General features: G+C 62.3%; 13 protein-coding genes. 9 read left to right on the plus strand and 4 right to left on the minus strand.

The genetic code is table 11. The annotated features are described in order from the left end of the window. Positions 1-178 precede the first annotated feature (178 nt). The 3 genes from KIO76_RS14595 to KIO76_RS14605 are packed head-to-tail and all read left to right on the plus strand — an operon-like array spanning position 179 to position 5,275. Complete coding sequence (locus tag KIO76_RS14595; RefSeq protein ID WP_213325274.1) at positions 179-862, plus strand: response regulator transcription factor; 684 nt, start codon at positions 179-181, stop codon at positions 860-862. After that, a complete protein-coding gene (locus tag KIO76_RS14600; RefSeq protein WP_213323943.1) occupies positions 846-2,243 on the plus strand; it encodes an ATP-binding protein in 1,398 nt (465 codons plus the stop codon). Before KIO76_RS14595 ends, KIO76_RS14600 begins: the two co-directional genes overlap by 17 nt. 41 nt (positions 2,244-2,284) lie before the next feature. Further along, complete coding sequence (locus tag KIO76_RS14605; RefSeq protein ID WP_213323944.1) at positions 2,285-5,275, plus strand: bifunctional [glutamine synthetase] adenylyltransferase/[glutamine synthetase]-adenylyl-L-tyrosine phosphorylase; 2,991 nt, start codon at positions 2,285-2,287, stop codon at positions 5,273-5,275. Positions 5,276-5,324: 49 nt separating this feature from the next. On the opposite strand, the gene KIO76_RS14610 is transcribed toward KIO76_RS14605, so the two are convergent. The 4 genes from KIO76_RS14610 to KIO76_RS14625 all read right to left on the minus strand — a co-directional run bounded on the left by KIO76_RS14610 (position 5,325) and on the right by KIO76_RS14625 (position 13,272). Next, a complete protein-coding gene (locus KIO76_RS14610; RefSeq protein ID WP_213323945.1) occupies positions 5,325-6,521 on the minus strand; it encodes a class I SAM-dependent methyltransferase in 1,197 nt (398 codons plus the stop codon). Positions 6,522-6,652: 131 nt separating this feature from the next. Further along, entirely contained in the window at positions 6,653-8,950 is a 2,298-nt protein-coding gene (locus KIO76_RS14615; RefSeq protein WP_213323946.1) for a PAS domain-containing sensor histidine kinase, read from the minus strand. A gap of 186 nt (positions 8,951-9,136) precedes the next feature. Then, on the minus strand, positions 9,137-11,770 hold the full coding sequence (pepN, locus tag KIO76_RS14620; RefSeq protein WP_213323947.1) for an aminopeptidase N: 2,634 nt from the start codon (positions 11,768-11,770) through the stop codon (positions 9,137-9,139). A gap of 44 nt (positions 11,771-11,814) precedes the next feature. Next, a complete protein-coding gene (locus tag KIO76_RS14625; protein ID WP_213323948.1) occupies positions 11,815-13,272 on the minus strand; it encodes a cation diffusion facilitator family transporter in 1,458 nt (485 codons plus the stop codon). A 77-nt stretch (positions 13,273-13,349) separates the two neighbouring features. Here KIO76_RS14625 and KIO76_RS14630 point away from each other — a divergent pair, with 77 nt between their 5' ends. The 6 genes from KIO76_RS14630 to KIO76_RS14655 all read left to right on the plus strand — a co-directional run bounded on the left by KIO76_RS14630 (position 13,350) and on the right by KIO76_RS14655 (position 18,632). Next, positions 13,350-13,790: a VOC family protein gene (locus tag KIO76_RS14630; RefSeq protein ID WP_213323949.1), complete on the plus strand. Its 441-nt coding sequence runs from the start codon at positions 13,350-13,352 to the stop codon at positions 13,788-13,790. Between the two features lie 195 nt (positions 13,791-13,985). Then, positions 13,986-15,032 carry an aldose epimerase family protein gene (locus tag KIO76_RS14635; RefSeq protein WP_213323950.1) on the plus strand — a complete coding sequence of 349 codons (1,047 nt, stop codon included), beginning with the start codon at positions 13,986-13,988 and terminating at the stop codon, positions 15,030-15,032. A gap of 29 nt (positions 15,033-15,061) precedes the next feature. Next, complete coding sequence (locus KIO76_RS14640; RefSeq protein WP_213323951.1) at positions 15,062-15,535, plus strand: nucleoside deaminase; 474 nt, start codon at positions 15,062-15,064, stop codon at positions 15,533-15,535. A gap of 53 nt (positions 15,536-15,588) precedes the next feature. Beyond that, positions 15,589-16,530 carry a sugar kinase gene (locus KIO76_RS14645; protein ID WP_213323952.1) on the plus strand — a complete coding sequence of 314 codons (942 nt, stop codon included), beginning with the start codon at positions 15,589-15,591 and terminating at the stop codon, positions 16,528-16,530. 152 nt (positions 16,531-16,682) lie between these two features. Beyond that, positions 16,683-18,191: a UbiA family prenyltransferase gene (locus KIO76_RS14650; protein WP_213323953.1), complete on the plus strand. Its 1,509-nt coding sequence runs from the start codon at positions 16,683-16,685 to the stop codon at positions 18,189-18,191. Between the two features lie 30 nt (positions 18,192-18,221). Beyond that, positions 18,222-18,632, plus strand: a complete 411-nt coding sequence (locus tag KIO76_RS14655; protein ID WP_213323954.1) for a GtrA family protein — start codon at positions 18,222-18,224, stop codon at positions 18,630-18,632. Positions 18,633-18,680 lie beyond the last annotated feature (48 nt).

Below are 18,680 nucleotides of genomic sequence, written 5' to 3' on the forward strand. Positions count from 1 at the left end.
GCCTCGGAGAGCCAGGACCCCTGCCGGGGATCGTGACCGCGTACCAGGCTCTCCAAAACGCGGCAGGCCGGACACCATCATCCCGCCTGCCGCTCTTCTTGTGAATGCTTATGGCGCAGAGGCGAAAATGCAGATATTTCCGCTCCCTCAGGACGACTCTTCGCCTACACTCGACGCCATGCGGATTCTCGTTATCGAAGATGATCAGGAAGCGGCCGCCTACCTCGCGAAGGCGCTGCGCGAAGCTGGCCATGTCGCGGACCTCGCGCCTGATGGGCTGGAAGGCTATGCCCTCGCTCGAGAGGGCAGCTACGATGTGCTCATTGTCGACCGTATGTTGCCGAAGCTTGATGGGCTGTCGGTAATCCGGTCGCTGCGTGAGCAACATATTGATACGCCGGTTCTCATCTTGTCGGCCCTGGGTCAGGTCGATGATCGCGTCAAGGGCTTGAGGGCTGGCGGCGACGATTATTTGCCCAAGCCCTACTCCTTCACCGAGCTGCTTGCCCGCATCGAGGTTCTGTCGCGCCGCCGCGCAGCCCCCACGGGGGAGGCGACATCGTACCGGGTCGGCGATCTCGAGCTCGACCGCCTGTCGCATCGTGTCACGCGCTCCGGCCAGGAAATCGTCTTGCAACCCCGCGAGTTTCGCTTGCTGGAATATCTCATGCGCCACGCAGGGCAGGTGGTCACGCGCACCATGCTCCTCGAGAACGTATGGGACTATCATTTCGACCCTCAGACGAATGTCATCGACGTGCATGTCTCGCGACTGCGCTCGAAGATCGATAAAGGCCACGAGCGCCCGCTGATCCAGACCATCCGGGGCGCGGGATACATGGTTCGTGACAGCGCTCACTAAGCTATTTCGCGCAACGGCCTTCCGCCTGTCCGTTGCCTATCTTCTCGTGTTCGCGCTCTTTGCGGGCTTCATTTTGGGCTATGTGGCGTGGAACGCGCGCCAGGTCCTCGACGATCAGATCCAGGGCACCATCGAGGCCGAGATCACGGGACTTGCCGAGCAATATCGGCTCGGCGGCATCCGCCGCCTCGTCGGCGTGATCGATCGCCGCACGCGCGAGCCCAGCGCCTCCCTCTATCTCGTCACGACAAACGCCGGCGAACGGCTGGCAGGCAACGTGGGCAGCTTGCCGGCAGGCGTGCTGGATGATCCTGGCGTCCGAGAGACGGATTATCGCCAGAGCGATGAGCCTGACGCGCAAATCCGCCGCGCCCTCGTGCGTGTCTTCATTCTGCCTGGTGGTTTCAGGCTGCTTGTGGGCCGCGATGTCGAGGAGCGCGAACGGCTGGGTGCGGTCATCCGTCAGGCGCTTGGCCTGTCGCTCGGCCTCGTCACGATACTTGCCTGCCTTGGCGGTTGGTTCGTGACACGGCGCGTGCTGAAGCGGGTCGATGCGATGACGGAGACCACGCGTACCATCATGGCAGGCGACCTCGACGGGCGCCTGGCGGTCAGCGGCAATGGCGACGAACTGGACCGACTGGCCACCAACCTCAATGCCATGCTGGACCGTATCGGCGAATTGATGTCGGGCATGAAGGAAGTCTCGGACAATATCGCCCATGACCTCAAGACACCTTTGACCCGGCTGCGCAACCGGGCGGAGGAGGCGCTGCGGACGGCCAAAACGCCCGAGGATTATGCCCGCGCACTCGAAGGCACTATCGATGAATCGGATAATCTGATCCGGGTCTTCAATGCCCTCCTCATGATCGCGCGCCTCGAGGCCGGGAACGCCGCCGCGACCATGGCTGATTTCGACCTTAGCGAGGTTGCTCAGAGCGTTGCCGAACTCTACGACGCTGTCGCGGATGAGGCATCGGTTCCGCTGGAGGTTGCGATTGAGCCGGACCTGTCCCTACATGGCAACCGCGAGCTGGTTGGCCAAGCATTGGCGAATCTTCTCGACAACGCCCTGAAATACGGCGTGTCCGCCGAAGATGTCTCAGGTGGACCGCCGTCGATCACCATTGCCGCGATGCGTCGGGGTGATCATGTCGAAATCTCGGTTGCCGACAGGGGGCCGGGCATCCCTGAACACGCGCGCGCCCATGTGCTCGAGCGTTTTGCGCGGCTGGAGGCAGCGCGGTCGCGGCCCGGTTTCGGGCTCGGTCTCAGCCTCGTTGCCGCCGTCGCGCGCCTGCATGGTGGCGAATTACGGCTCGAGGATAATTCTCCCGGCTTGAAAGCCGTGCTAGCTCTGCCTGCCAAGGTGCCTTGAAGAGGCGCAGGGATCGGTACGCATCGCCGGGGATTGAGACGATGGCCAAGCGCGCGCAGGACGAGGAAACACCCGTGGGGCTCGGTGCGAGGATCGCGCCGGGGCTGATGCCCTTTGACGCCACGTCTGCGGAGCACCGCCTTGAAGACCTCGTCGCGGACGCGGCTCGGCATGCCGCGTCCAGCGCGCTCATCGAGCGCCTGTCGCAATGGCCGGGTGCGCGCGATATCCTGCTGGCGTTCGCCGATCATTCTCCCTTCCTGTGGTCTCTGGCGACAACTGATCCGGCGCGGCTGCTCGGCCTGCTCAGCGACGATCCGGAGGCGCGCCGGCTGCGTATTGTCCAGGAGACGCGGGACTGCTGGCGCGATGCCGTGGATCAGCGGGCACTCATGAAGCACCTGCGCCACCTGCGCGGAGAATATGCCTTGCTCGTGGCGCTCGCTGACTGCGGCGGGCTCTGGCCGCTGGAAGCGACCACGGGCGCGCTTACCGACTTTGCCGATGCCGCCGTCGGCGCATCCGTGCGCTTCCTGCTGAAGGAGGCCGCCGAGGCGGGCCGCTTCATCCCCGCCGATCCCGAGCAGCCCGAGGTCGGTTGCGGCATTGTGATCCTGGCGCTCGGCAAGCACGGCGCCGGCGAACTGAACTACTCCAGCGATATCGACCTCGTCGTCTTCTATGATCCTGACGAGGTGCCGGTCGCCGGCCGGGCCGAGCCGCCGTCCTTTGCCATCAAGCTGGCGCAGGGGCTCGTCAAGCTGCTGCAGGAGCGTACGGGCGACGGTTATGTCTTCCGTGTTGACCTGAGGCTTCGCCCGGATCCAGGTTCGACCGCGGTTGCCGTGTCGCTGCCTTCGGCATTCACCTATTACGAAACCGTCGGCCAGAACTGGGAGCGGGCGGCTTTCATCAAGGCCCGCGCGATCGCGGGTGATGTCGCACGAGGCGAGCGCTTTCTCGCGGATCTCACGCCATTCATCTGGCGGAAGTATTTCGATTTCGCCGCGATCGCCGATATTCATGCCATGAAGCGCCAGATCCACGCGGCGCGTGGCCATGAGGCGATTGCCGTCGCCGGCCATGACATCAAGCTCGGACGTGGCGGCATCCGTGAGATCGAATTTTTCGTCCAGACACAGCAGCTTGTGTTCGGTGGAAGGCGTCCGGCGTTGCGGGGCAGACGTACGCTCGAGATGCTCGACGCGCTTGTGGCAGAGGGCTGGATCACCGCGCAGGCGCGCGATGACCTTGCGGCGGCCTATCGCTTCCTGCGCACGGTCGAACATCGTCTCCAGATGGTCGCGGACGAGCAGACTCAGCGTTTGCCGCGTGACTCCGGTGATCTCCTCGAATTTGCGAGGTTCTGCGGTTATCCCGATGACACGGCTTTCGCTGATGCGCTGACCCACCAGGCGCAGGCGGTGCAAAAGCATTATGCGCTCCTGTTCGAGGAAGCGCCCGAGCTGGCAAGCGATGTCGGGAGCCTCGTATTTACAGGCACCAGCGATGATCCAGAGACCCTGGAGACCTTACAGGCCCTTGGCTTCCAGGATCCGGCACGCGTCGCGGAGACGATCCGTGGCTGGCATTTCGGACGTCGTCCCGCCGTCCGTACCGCCCGTGCGCGCGAGGTGCTCACCGAACTGACGCCCGCACTCCTGACCGCCCTCGGGCGGAGTGCCGATCCGGATGGCGCGCTCGCGGCCTTGGACCAGGCCTTCGGGCACATGCTGGCGGCCGTCGAACTGCTCTCCATGCTGCGCTCCAGCGAGCGGCTTCTCACTCTCTTCGCGGACCTTCTCGGCAGCGCCCCCCGGCTTGCTGATGTTGTCGCATCGAGCCCGCACGTGCTCGACGCAGTGATCGATCCGGCCTTCCTGGACCCCACGCGCAACGAAGAATCGACGGAAGCCCGCCTTAGAGGGCTCGTTGGCGAGGCAGCGTCCTTCGAGGATTTCCTCGATCGCGTTCGCGGCGCCGCGCGCCAGGAGAATTTCCTCGTGGGAGCACAATTCCTGACGGGCATCCTCTCGCCGAAAGCTGTCGGCGAGGCCTATTCCGCGGTTGCGCAGGCCGTCGTACGTCTCTGCCTTGCAGCAGTCGAGGCGGAGTTCGCCGCGCAGCACGGTCGCGTGCCGGGAGGGCGCGCCGCAGTGTTCGGGTTCGGCCGCCTCGGCTCCCGCGAGATGACGGCGACCTCCGATCTCGATCTGGTCGTGCTCTATGATTTCGATCAGGACAACAGCCGCAGCGACGGCGAGCGGCCGCTTGAGGCGCTTGTCTATTACACACGATTGACCCAGCGGCTGGTCAGCGCACTCACCGTGCCGACCCGCCGCGGCCGCCTCTTCGAGGTGGACATGCGCCTGCGGCCTTCAGGCAACAAAGGGCCTGTGGCGACGCAGTTCCGCAGCTTCCTCGCGTATCACGCCGACGGCGAGGCGGAGACATGGGAGCGGATGGCTCTGACGCGCGCCCGCGCCATCGCCGGCGATCAGAGCCTTTCCCAAGAGGCGGCGGCCGCGATGCAGTCGATCTTGCGGACGCAGCGTGATGCCTCCAGCCTCGCGCATGACGTCGCCGCCATGCGTCATCTCATCGCCGTGGAGAAGGGGGATGCCGGACCTTGGGATCTGAAGATGGCTCCTGGCGGCCTCGTCGACTTGGAGTTCATCGCCCAATATCTCGTTCTTGCTCATGCTCACGCCAATCCAGCCATCAGCGCGCTTGTCGGGACAGGTGAGGTGCTGGCTTTCGCGGCGCGCAACGGCCTCGTTGCGCCTGAACAGGGCGAGGAATTGCGCGCGTCCTACGTCCTTCTGTCAGATGTCTTCCAGTGGCAACGGCTGACCGTTGACGGCCCCTTCGACGCGAAGGCTGTGGCACCTTCCGTGCTAAAGCGGATCGCAGCCGCGATCGGCGTGCCTGACGTGAAGGTGCTGGCGAGTGATCTCAAGGATACACGGGCCCGTGTGAGGGCGACTTTCCAACATGTGGTTGGGCGTGTTGGCGGTGGTCCCGCCCGATAACGAGGCAAGTTCTTTACGATGGGTTAGATCGTCTGCTGAGATCGTCGCGCTACCGGAACATAAATGGCAACAGGCTGGGCCGGGATTGGGGGGGAGTTGTCGTTGGAAAGGTGAAGCCTGGTACGTGAAAGATGCCGAACTCGCGCGAGCGGCCCGTACCTTGTGTGCCACCGATCAGGGTGAAGTCTGCAAATTTCGTTCGGCCCTGAATGAGTGCTTTTTCCGCTTCTGGATCATGGCCCGATTCCCAGACGACGTAATATTCGACCCGCTTGTTGACTTCGTCGAGCACGCGTTCGGCCTCGCCTGATGCCATGAAGTGATAAAGGAATGTCAGCATCAGGCAGCCGGCAAACAAGGTCTGATCGGTCGCGAAAAAGTCGAGTATTGTTTTGCGATGAAAGGTCGGCTTGAGGCGGTAGAGCCCGGATATGGCGCAAGCCAGAGCGTGGTGGTCTGGGTCGGGCTCGACTCCAACCGCTTTCACGCCTTCTCGCGCCAGATGATGACAAAAGAATCCAATATTTGAACCAATATCCAGCACCGGGCCAGGAAGTCGGCCAGGCCCAAGGTGTCGAAGGAGTTGTTCGAGGCGGGTTCGGGAAGCAAAGTCGCGGTGCGTCGGCAGGTCGAACAGCAACGGGTTGAGGATTGGAGTATAAAGCTCTTTTCGCTCTTGTGCCGCGAGGATGCGATGTATGTCCCGGACGACCGTGATATTCAGCCACTCACTCAGGTCCTCGAACGGCATCGCCGCTGCGATCTGACGCTGTCCGCGTGTGTGTAAGAACGTCGCGCGGTGATGTCCGTCTTGCAGCATGAAGAGATTGCGATCCTTCAGCCATTTTACGCAAACGGTGAGTGATGGTGCGGCGACGCCTTGCGTGCGCAGTGTGTGATCGAAAAAGCGATAGCGCTCATGCCGGTCATGGAGAAGGTCGGCATCGTTGAGGGGAGGCGTGAGCCCACGCGTGTCAAACAGAGCACGATACCAATCCCGATATGCTTGGGGGAACACAGGTTGACCCCTGCTGAAGCATTCGAATAGTTCGATATGCGGCGTCAGGGAGGCCAAAGGGCGGCCATTCCAGAGGGAGTGTTGTACATCCCATTCCGGTGTACGGTTCGGAACCACGCTACCGGTTATGTCGCAGTGTTCAGTCCAAATAAGATCGAGCGGGACGAGTGCGGTGGCAATCCCAGCCGATCCCATCGCAAACTGCGAAGAGAAGGAGAGGCCGTCCATAATAAAAATCTCAACAGAATGATGATTTGAATTCAGAACTTAAATTTTTCAGAAAAATAGTTTGAAAGTGAAAGCCGCCACAACGTTTCACAGCAGCGGATGTATTAAGATGAATGTAAATCGCGACGACGTCAAGCTGCGCGGCGGCGCATCTGCTCGAGCGGCAGATGGACCAGCACGATTGTGCCGGCGCCCACGCTGGAGCGGATCTTAAGCGAGCCGCCGTGCAGTTCCGCAAGCGACCGCGCGATCGCGAGCCCCAGCCCTGATCCTTTGTAGGTCTTGGACATTTCGGTCTCGACCTGTTCGAAGGGGCGTCCCAGCTTCTTCACCGCCTCGCCTGGAATGCCGATGCCATTGTCCTCGATATAGATGTTCACCGCCTCTGCCGCGAGCCGAGCGCGCACAGATACACGTCCGCCATCCGGCGTGAATTTCACGGCATTGCGGAGGATGTTGACCAGCATCTGTTGCATGGCGCGCCGATCCGCCTGCAAGCCAACGCCAGGTAGCACTTCAACTTCGACCGTTATGTCCTTGGCTTCGGCATCCTTCATGACGGCCTGCGCGGCGTCAGCCAGAATATCGTCGATCGTCAGGGCTTCCTTGTCCAGACGTACCCGGCCCGCCTCGATGCGCGACATGTCAAGGATGTCGGTGATCACGCTCAGCAGGTATTGGCCGCTCTGACGGATATCCCTGCAATATTCGTTATACTTTTGGCTTCCCAATGCGCCGAAAATGCCGCTTTCCATGACTTCCGAGAAGCCGATGATGGCGTTGAGCGGTGTCCGCAGCTCATGGCTCATGTTGGCCAGGAACTCCGATTTTGCGCGATTGGCGCTCTCGGCGGCGGCCTTCTGTTCGAGGTAGCGCTCCGCGAGGTCTGCAAGCTGGGTAGCCTGGGCTTCGAGCTTGTGACGTGAGCGACGGAGGTCTGAGACGGTCAGAAGCAGCCGCCGTTCAGAATCGATGAGTTGCTCTTCATGGCGTTTGAGGTCGGTGATGTCCGTACCCACCGAGACATAACCGCCGTCTTTCGTCCGTCGCTCATTGATCCGCAGCCATCGCCCGTCTCCAAGCTCGGCCTCGAAGGAACGAGCACCGATCTCTGGCGTATCGTGGGCGACAGGATGAGTGGCGACAAGCGGTGCATCACTCGCCGCCATGAGATCCTCATAGGCCATCCCGGTGATGATGGCATCGGGGGAGAGATCGCGCAGTTTCTGGAATTTCGAATTGCACATCACGAGCCGGTTGTCGGCGTCCCATAAAACGAACGCCTCCGAAATCGTCTCGATCGCATCCCGGAGCCGCATGTCGGCGGTCGCGGTCCGTTCGGCAAGGCGCTTCTGTTCAGTGATGTCCATCGCGATGCCCACGAGATGCGGGCCTTCGCCTTCTTCCCCCTCGACGATCTCCGCACGAGCCTTGATCCAAACCCAGTCACCGGTCGCGTTGCAGATACGGAAGTCATGGTCGATAGCGCTGGCCTGGGAGGACGCAAGCAGATCCGCCATGCCGTAGAGGTCCGTATCGTCGGGATGTACCAGACGGTTGACCTCGCCGAACGACAGGAATTCGTTACGGCGCTCGTAGCCAAGCATGGCGTACATCGAGTCAGACCAGTAAAGCCGGCCTCTCGCGATATCCCAATCCCATAGGCCGCATCGCCCGCGGTTCAGCGCCGCATCGACGCGGTCTTTCACCCGATCGCAGACTTCATCGGCGGCTCGGGCACGTTCTGCCTGCATGAAGTAGGCGAGGGCGATGGATAAGAGCACGAAAGCGGCCGCGGCGAGGAGCGTTGCTTGTCCGTAAAGGCGCGTTTTCCATCCGGCCAGCACCCCGCTCATGGGTTGAACCACGACGATTTGCCCGAGCCCTGGTAGACTGCGGGCTGTTGCGAGCGCGTCCTGGCCATCGGGCAAAGCAATTTGCATGACCCCGGCGCGGTCGGTGAAGGTGGTGAGTGGCTGGCCAGGGCCGATGATGTCGATGAGCGAGGCATTCTGGCCGAAGTCGACATGAGAAGCAGCGACAATGCTGCCGTCCTTGTTTGCGACCAGGATCAGGCGCTGGTCATCCGTTGCCGCGTCAGGCAGCGCGCTGGCGAGTACGCCCGCTGCCGTCTCTCCCAGCCGGGCCACGTCCGGCGTGCGTTGGACGACAAAGCTTTCCGTCAAGGCTGCGATGAGGGCGATGTTCTGGGTGGCCTCGTGGACGGCATCACGGCGCGCATCGAGTGACTGGAGCACGGCGCCGGCAATCAGGGAAGTCAGAAAGACGCCCAGGAGGGCGGGCACCGCGAGGCGTAGCCAGGGTTCCATCCTGGCCAGGCGCCGGTAGGCGGGATTAGCAATCGAACGTGCTATCCCTAGTATCGTGCCCGCGCGTGCAGGCACGCACGTCGCGTCGATACGCGCCATGCCTCACCCTTTCGGAATCCAATCGCCGCTTCGGTTCGACGTGCCGCATCTCTCCGAATCATGCCTATCTGAATCCTCTCTGAGCATTTTGTCCAGAGGTTGATGAAGTGTTGATAGATTTAAACAAAAGCCCGGAGCGATGCTCCGGGCCAGAGTGCTTCCCGCAGATGGGTCAAGGCTCCGGATCTAGTCGAGTGAACGTCCGGCGATATCGGACACATCGGGGGATAGACCTTGCGTAGCGGCCACGCGGCGGAGCGCTGCCTCTGCCTTGCCGCGACGGACCGGCTCCAGGATTCGCCAGGTCCGGAAGGCGGTCAACAGCCGCGCCGCGACCTGCGGGTTGCGCGGATCAAGCGCTAGCACGGTGTCCGCGATGAGATCGTAGCCGCGGCCATCTTCTCGGTTGAACTGTGTCGCGTTGGTCATAGCAAAACTGCCGTAGAGCGACCGAATGCGATTGGGATTACCCATCGAGAATGCCGGATGGCGCGCAAGTTCGGCAATGCGGTCCAGGATGTCCTCCTCGGGAATGGCGGCTTGCAGGGCGAACCATTTGTCGAGAACGAGGGGATTGTCCCGGTAGCGTGAGGCGAAGGCGGCCAGCGCCTCCTCGCGGGCCTTCCCAGGTATCAACGCAAGGACGGCGAGGGCACCGAACCGCTCCGTCATGTTGTCGGCGTGTTCGAACTGGCCAACAGCTAGCATTTCTCCTTCGGCTGGATCGCCCGCCGCGAGAAGATCGAGCGCGGTATTGCGCAGGGAGCGGCGGCCGGCGCTCCCGGCGTCGGGGCTATAGGCGCCGGAAGATTGCAGCGCTGCATGGAGAGCTTTGAGACGGGGCGCCAGCTCCGCGCCCAGTGCCCGCTTCACGGCACGCCGCGCCTCATGGATCGCGGTCGGATTAATATCTCGGCCGATATCCCGGGCGATGTCGGCCTCGCTTGGAAGCGCAAGAACCTGCGCGGCAAAGGCGGGATCCTGGGTGGCGTGCTGATCGAGGAAATGCCCGAGCCCCTTGCCGAAGGCGGCTTCAAGATTCTCGCCGCGCATCGCCGCCCGGATGTGCCGTGTCGCCAGTGTCTGACCGGCTTGCCACTGGTTGAACGGGTCACTGTCGTGGCTGAAAAGGACGAGAAGGTCATCGTCGCTGAGGCTGGCTTCGAGCCGCACTGGCGCCGAGAACCCCCGCAGAAGCGAGGGTACGGGTCGTTCGGGAAGGCCGGTAAAGGTGATGGTCGCGGTTTCCTTGTCGAGCACAAAGAGCCCGTTCTCGTCGACGGACGCCTCGTTCGTGGTCACGATCGGCAACTTGTCGCCTGAGGCACCGACAAGGCCGAGGACAACCGGGATTACCATTGGAACTTTGGTCGGTTGGCCGGGCGTGGGCGGCGTGACCTGCCGGAGAGTGAGACGGTAGGTGCCGTTCGAAGCCTCATATTGCCCCGAAGCGGTTACGACCGGCGTGCCGGCCTGCTCGTACCATTGCGAGAAGTGAGCGAGATCACGGCCGCTCGCCTCTGCGAAGCAGCCGAGGAAATCTTCGATTGTGGCCGCTGTTCCGTCGTAGCGGTTGAAATAGAGATCCATGCCCCGTCGAAAGGCTGCCGCGCCGATCAGAGCACGCAGCATGCGCACGATCTCCGCGCCCTTCTCATAAACGGTGGCCGTATAGAAGTTGTTGATTTCTCGGTAAGTCCTCGGACGGACTGGATGGCTGAGCGGCCCGGAATCCTCAGCGAACTGCTGGGTGCGTAGAGTGCGGACGTCCGCGATGCGCTTGACCGGGCGGGAACGCTCGTCCGATGAAAACTCCTGATCGCGGAAGACGGTCAGCCCTTCTTTCAGGCAGAGCTGGAACCAGTCGCGACAGGTGATGCGATTGCCGGTCCAATTGTGGAAATATTCGTGGGCGATGACGGTCTCGATGCCAGCATAGTCGGCATCGGTTGCCGTATCGCTGCTGGCCAGAACGTATTTATCGTTGAAGATATTGAGCCCCTTGTTCTCCATCGCGCCCATGTTGAAATCCGAGACGGCGACGACATTGAACACATCGAGATCGTATTCCCGTCCAAAAGCCTTCTCATCCCAACGCATGGAGCGCTTGAGGGCATCGAGCGCATAGGCTGCTCGATCACGCTTGCCAGCCTCAACATGGATCGCGATCTGGACCTTACGGCCGCTGGCCGTGACGAAATCCTCTGCGAGAGTGTCGAGCGTGCCGCCAACGAGTGCGAAGAGATAGGCAGGCTTGGGGTGCGGGTCATGCCAGATGGCATAGTGGTGGGTGCTGCCGGGGATATCGCCACGCTCGACGAGATTGCCATTGGCGAGGAGCAGGGGAGCATCGGCGCGCTCGGCCTCCAAGCGTGTGGTATAGACCGAGAGCACATCCGGGCGGTCGAGGAAATAGGTGATCCGGCGAAAGCCGTCGGCCTCGCACTGCGTGCAGTAATTGCCGCCGGAGCGGTAAAGCCCCATGAGTTTGGTGTTGGACGACGGGTTCACCACCGTCTCGACGGTCAGGCTGAAGCTTTCAGGTAGCGGACCACGCACGATGAGACCCTGAGCATCGGCTTGATAGCGCTCCGAGGCAAGCGGCGTGCCATCAAGAGCAATGGATGCGAGGGAAAGCTCGTCGCCTTGAAGGACAAGCGGTGCGTCAGCCTGCCCGGCCGGGTTGCGGCGCAAGGACAGCTCCGCGCGGACTTTCGTTGCGGTCGGATCGAGAAGGACGTCGAGGGCGACCGTGTCGATGAGAAAATCGGTAGGGCGATAATCTTCCAGGCGGACGATCGGAGCGGTCTCAGTGCGCATTGCGTTTCTCGAATGATCCGTGCAGTGATGGCGGAGCTGTTGGTTTAAGTCGGGTGTCCCATCGACAGGCGCAATGGTTCGGTCGCGAGCGGCTCCGCATGGCCTACGACGCGGCAGATCTCCGGATGATCGGCACGCACCAGCCGTTCGAGCACGTCCACCTGTTCATGGACCTCTGCGACGTTGAGCGCGCCGTCGGCGCGGCAATGATAGTTCACGACGAGCCCGGCAGGCGTTTCGCGCACACGGACGCTGTGCACCTCACGGATGGCTTCCGTCGCCGTTGCCTGTTCGGCCAAGGCAAGCGCGACGCGCGCAACGGTTGCTGCGTCCGCCTCCCGGCCGTCCAGTTGCGGCACCAGAGGTTCGATATGGCTTTCCACCTCGACGTCTGGCCCCAGCTCGTCCCGGATGGCGATTTCGACGCGGCTCGCGATCTTATGGGCCTCTCCCAGTGTCAGTCGCTGGTCGACCTCGAGATCGAAGCTGACAGACAGGCGGCGGGCGAGACTTTGCACTGTGACATGGTGCAGGGGAACCCGCAGGCGTGCCGCGATCAGCATGACGCGCTCCATGACGGTCTCGTCATCAAGCTGCACCGGATTGGTCGTCACGGTAAAGAGCGAACCGGGATGCTCCCCATCCAGCGCCTCACGCACGCGATCCTTCAGGGCTTGCACGCTTTCCAATGGCAGGGTGCGCGAAACCCGAACACCGACCTCACCGATGACATGCGCGCCCGCCGGACGCACCCGGACGTGATCGACACCGACCACGCCCGGTAGCGCCTCCACTTCGGCCGCTATGCTGTCGCCCAGTCCTTTTGGCGCAGTGTCGAGCAGGGTGTTGATAGTGCGCCGCGCAAGCCTGAAGGCGGCGATGGCGATGAAGACTGAAACGCCGATGGCGATGATCGGATCTGCTTGGGAAAAACCGAGCTGAGCTGCGGCGATGGCGATCAACACGAAAATCGAATTGATGAGATCAGAGGAGAAGTGGAGGGCGTCCGCGGCCAGCGCCTCGCTGTTGGTCTCGGCGGCAACCTTTCTCAAGGTCCACCAGCGCCATCCATCCACAACTATCGAGCCGACAAGTACGGCGACCGCTATCCATGAGAAGAGGATCTCGGTCTGTCCGCTCATGAGCCGCCGAATTCCCTCGTAGGCAACGGCGCCGGACAGCAGGAACAGGAAGGCCGTTTCGATGAGCGCCGATAGGGATTCGAACTTGCCGTGGCCGTAGTGATGTTCGTCATCGGCAGGCTTGTGGGCCGCGCGAATGGCGAGCCATGTCATCGTCGTCGCGGCAATATCGAGGAGGCTGTTGGCGGCATCAGAGATGAGCGCCAGCGAGCCGGTCGTGAAGCCGGCAAAACCCTTCGCAAGGGTAAGAAGGGCCGATACAAAGATGGAAACGAGGGCGACGCGCTCCTTACGCCGCTCGGTGGCGTTGATCTCGGCCGCGTTTCCAGCCGATAGGGAAGTTCCAGTCGCCCTATTCATGGCACCTATACCGGAGAGGAGTTTGACAGAAAGCCATCGAGGCTGTCCTGTGTGCAGATTCTTTGGAGGGATGCCAGATGCGCTATGTGCACACAATGGTTCGCGTTGCGAACCTGGAAGACGCGCTCGACTTCTACTGCAATAAGTTCGGCTTGGTTGAAACACGCCGGACCGAAAACGAGAAGGGCCGTTACACGCTGGTCTTCCTGGCTGCCCCGGGAGACAAGGCGGCTGTGGAGAAGAACCGCGCGCCGGAGCTGGAGCTTACCTACAACTGGGATCCGGAGGTCTACTCCGGCGGTCGCAACTTCGGTCATCTTGCCTATCGCGTCGACGATATCTATGCGTTCTGTGACCGGCTGATGAAGGCCGGCGTCACTATCAACCGCCCTCCGCGCGACGGTCATATGGCATTTGTGCGCTCACCGGAAGGAATCTCGATCGAGATTCTGCAGGAGGGCGACGCCCTGCCTCCGCAAGAGCCATGGGCTTCGATGCCGAACACGGGCAAGTGGTAGCACGCTGCGGGCCGGAGGGCGTGATCCGCATGGGCTGGCGGGCGCGCTCCAATCTGCGGTCAATGGAGCTTCTTCTGTGTGCATGGGAACGCCACGAGCTGCGGATGCAACGTGGCGGCAATGTGATCGGCAGGGGGATGCCGGCCTCGAAACGGTTTGATTGCGGGGAGCCATTCATGAAAGGGGTGGGGGCGGATGTCCGTCAGGCAATTTGGTGAGATTGAAGGTACGCCGGTTTGGGAGATCACAATTCGCTCTTCCGCCGGCGCAGAAGCGAAGATCCTCAGCTGGGGGGCTGTGGTCCGCGACATGACAGTGCCGCTGCAGACCGGCGCAAGGCAACGCGTCGTGCTCGGTCTGAACACCATCGACGATTATCTCGCGCATTCGCCCCATATGGGGGCGATCGCCGGACGCTGCGCCAACCGTATTAGCAATGGCCGCTTCAAGATCGGCGACGCGACCTATGAGCTCGAGCGCAACTTCCGAGACAAACATACGCTCCATAGCGGCAAGAGTTTTGGTAAATCACTGTGGCAGCTAGCCCACCGTGATCGCTCCAGTGTGACCCTGACCTATGTCTCGCCGAACGGCGACAGCGGCTTTCCCGGGACGGTGACGACGACCTGCACCTACCGGCTCTTAGAGCCCGCCACGCTGAGGGTGGAACTCACGGCGACCACAGATGCGCCGACGCCGGTCAATCTTGCTCACCATTCCTATTTCAATCTGGACGGATCACCGTCCATCCTCGACCACCGTCTCACGGTTTCAGCGGATTTCTACACGCCGACTGACGCCGAGCTGATTCCAACCGGCGAAATCCGGACTGTCGGCGGCACACCTTACGATTTTCGGTCCAATCGTAGTGTCCGCTTTCCGGACGCAGAGACGGGCGCGCCCTATGCTTATGATGCGAATTTCGTTCTGAGGCGCGATCGTATCGAGGCTGCCGGTTGGCTTGATCTCTGGCTCGCCCATGCCGCGAAGTTCTCGTCACCGATCACGAAGCTTGCGCTTGACGTATGGACGACCGAACCTGGCGTGCAAGTCTATGACGGCCGTAAGCTGGATGTGCCAGTGCCTGGGCTCGACGGGGCGACGTACAAGGCGAGCGCGGGGTTGTGCCTCGAGCCTCAGCACTTCCCCGACAGTCCTAACCGGCCGCATTTTCCCTCGATAATCTTGCATCCAGAGGACGTCTATCGTCAGATTAGCGAGTATCGGTTCCAATCGGCCTGATCGGCGCGGGACTGCACGAAGGGATGCCCATGAGCGACGACGATCACTTTCTGCAATATGCCGCCGAGTTGTCCCGGCGGCCGCTGAGCGGAACGGTTGGCGGGCCTTTTGGTGCGGTCGTGGTTCGTGATGGGCGCATCATCGGAGAGGGGATCAATGCCGTTACGGCAACCAATGATCCCACCGCCCATGCGGAGGTCGTCGCCATTCGCGCGGCCTGTGCGGCCGAGGACAACTTTTCCCTCGCCGGCGCAACGGTTTATACCAGCTGCGAGCCATGCCCGATGTGCCTGGCCGCGTGCTATTGGGCACGCGTGTCGAGGATCGTTTTCGCTGCGACGCGCGCCGAGGCCGCCGCCGCGGGCTTCGACGACGCCTTCATCTATGATGAGATCCCCAAGGCAGCTGAAGCGCGGACCCTGGCGATGGAACACCGCCCCAATGATACTGCCACGGATACCCTTGCCGCGTGGCTGGCGAAAGCGGATCGCATCGCTTATTAGAGGCGCGCACCCGGCCGGCTGAATCGCTGAGGGGCAACCGTGGGAGGATTGCGATGGCATCGTTGCAGCGCGAAGCATTGGATATTCTTGCTTTCGGCGAACCTCTGATGGAATTCGCCGAGACCGAGCGGCAGGGCGAGGCGCTTTACCTGCCGGGTTTTGGCGGCGACACCTCGAACGCGGCTATCGCGGCGGCGCGCATGGGTGCGCGCGCGGGCTATTTCACGGCTGTCGGGAGTGATGCCTTCGGCCAGAAATTCCTCGACCTTTGGGACCGGGAGAACGTTGACCGCTCCCGAGTTAAGGCGGTGCCGGGCACTCGGACGGGCGTCTATGTCATCAGCTACGGCCCCGACGGCCACCTGTTCAGCTACTATCGCGCGGGTTCAGCCGCGAGCCTCGTCACACCCGCTGATCTACCGCTCGATCTCATCGCATCCACGAAGATCCTCCATCTCTCCGGGATCAGCCAGGCCATCTCCACGACCGCGGCCGATGCGGGTTTTGCCGCGATTCGTCATGCGAAGGCGAACGGCACGACCGTGAGCTATGACACCAATCTCCGCTTGAGCCTTTGGCCGCTCGACCGCGCCCGCGCCGTGATCCACGCGGCGGTTGCGCTGTCAGATATTGCAAGGCCCGGCTTGGACGATGCGCAGCAGCTGACCGGCCTCGATCGCGCCGAGGACATCTGCGACTTCTATCTCAATCTGGGATGCCGGATCGTGGCTCTGACGCTCGGCAAGGAAGGGGCCATGGTGGCAATTCCTGGCGAGCGCCAGGTCATCGCATCAAAGACGGTCGATGCGGTGGACGCGAGTGGTGCTGGGGATGCCTTCGGTGGCGCTTTCCTGGCGGAATGGCTGCGCTGTGGCAACCCGTTTGCTGCCGCCGAGTTCGCCAATGCCGCGGCCGCCCTCTCGACGCTCGGGAAGGGTGCGGTCGCACCGTTGCCCTATCGCCGCGACGTCGAAGCATTCTTGAAAGGAAAATAGGCTCTCATAGAAGGGGTGCCTTGACGCATCCTCGACGAGCCGTCGCGCCGGCCCAGGACGAGCGAAGGCTGCGGCACCAAGTTTGCACAGCGTATCTCTGAGACGATCGTTGTCCCGGTTTGGAACAACCGCCAGCGGGAAAAGGAGATGCCATGTCGGTCTCGTTGCAGCTTTTGAACCGGAGTCCGGATCTCGCCGACGAAACCGTTGCGGTTCCGGTGGGAGCAGGCGCTGACCTTACGCCGCTGGTGCTGGATCTCGACGGCACGCTCTTGCGTACAGATTTGCTGTACGAGTCCCTCGTTGCATATCTCAGGCACAATCCCTGGGGTTTCTGGCGGATTTTTGGCTGGGTCGCCAAGGGCAAGGCCAATCTGAAACGGGAGCTGGCAAAGGCTGCGCCGCTCGATCTCGAGAGCCTGCCCGTCAATGAAGAGGTCGCAGCCTATGCTGCGGAGGCTCGTGCCACCGGCCGTGATGTCTATCTCGCGACTGCGGCCGATGGAGACCTCGCCCACCGGATCGCGGCACGTTTCCCCTTCCTGAGCGGCATCATAGCCAGCGACGGGATCACGAACCTCAAGGGCGTGCAAAAGGCTGAAGCCCTTGCTGCCCGGTTCCCGCAAGGTTTCTCCTATGCGGGGGATTGCCGTGCCGATCTTGCTGTTTGGCGCAAGAGCAGTGAGATCCTGTTGGTCGGCGTATCCCCCGGTGTCGAGAAAACCGCCCGCACGATCGCCGAGCCCGCCGCCATTTTTCCTCCGTCCCCGACCGGATTTAGGCTTTATGCGAAGGCGCTCCGCCTTCACCAGTGGGCAAAGAACCTTCTCATTTTCGTGCCCCTGATCCTTGGCGGAAAGACGTTCGATATTGCTGCCTGGAGCACGACAGCGGCGGGTTTCCTGGCGCTCGGCCTTCTGGCGTCAGCCACCTACCTTCTGAATGATCTGAGCGATCTGCCCGATGATCGCCGGCACTGGTCGAAGCGTGAGCGGCCACTCGCGAAGGGCAGTCTGCCTATTCGCACGGCATTGATCCTCGCGCCACTGGGGCTCCTCGCCAGCTTCTCCATCGGTGCGATCCTTGGGCCCGCCGCCGTTGTGATGCTGGGGCTCTACCTCGCCTTGACGCTGGCCTACTCGCTGCGTCTGAAGCGTGAACCGATTGTCGACGGCTTTGTACTTGCCTGTCTGTTCACCTTGCGGCTGGGGTTCGGCATCGTGCTCGCGCAGGTCGTGACCTCGCCGTGGCTGCTGACTTTCTCGATGTTCCTCTTCCTGTCGCTCTCCTTCGCCAAAAGGCACACCGAGGTGGAACGCATGGTCCAGCACGGCCTTAAGAAAGCCGCCGGGCGTGGCTACCGGGCGGGTGATGGCCCGCTACTTCTGGCCGTTGGGGCGTCGGCGGGCGTCGGCTCTGTGCTCGTCATGGTGCTCTACCTGATCCAGGAAGCATTCCCTGCCGGCTATTACACGAAACCGGCCTTCCTCTGGGCGTTTCCCGCGGTTCTCTTCCTTTGGGTCGGCCGCGTTTGGCTGCTGTGCCAACGTGGTGAGCTCAAGGATGATCCCGTGGCCTTCGCCCTTAAGGATCGCACGAGCATCGCCCTGGGCGGCGTCATGGCCGCGGCCTTCCTGGCCGCGCATCTCGGGCCGTTCTGACCGATGCCCGCCCTGGATGCATCGCCTACAATGGGGTCTGGACGCGGGGAAGAACTGCGGCGTCTCCTGCGGTTCCTCGTGCTTGGCCTGGCGGCTGCTGCGGTCAACTGGCTCGTGCGCTTCCCGCTCTCTTGGTTCATGCCTTTCGGCGCCGCTGTGGCCCTCGCCCAGGTCATCGGGATGACGGCCGGTTTCACGCTCTACCGGGCCTATGTTTTTCCGGCCTCGGATCTGCCCCTCAGCCGCCAGGTGATGCGCTTCGTCGGCGTCAATTGCATCAGCGGTGTGCAGGTCTGGCTGATGACCATGGGCCTGGCTGCGTTGCTTCCCTGGCTGGGCCTCGGCTGGCAGCATGAGGCCATCGCGCACGGTATATCGATCGGCGTAGGCGCCGGGACGAGCTATGTTGGGCACAAGTTCCTGACCTTCAGGCGAAGGTGACCCCGACGCGGCATTCGCACAGCCCATCGACATCACGAATGCCTTCAA

This window comes from Chelatococcus sp. YT9, assembly GCF_018398315.1.
GTDB lineage: Bacteria > Pseudomonadota > Alphaproteobacteria > Rhizobiales > Beijerinckiaceae > Chelatococcus.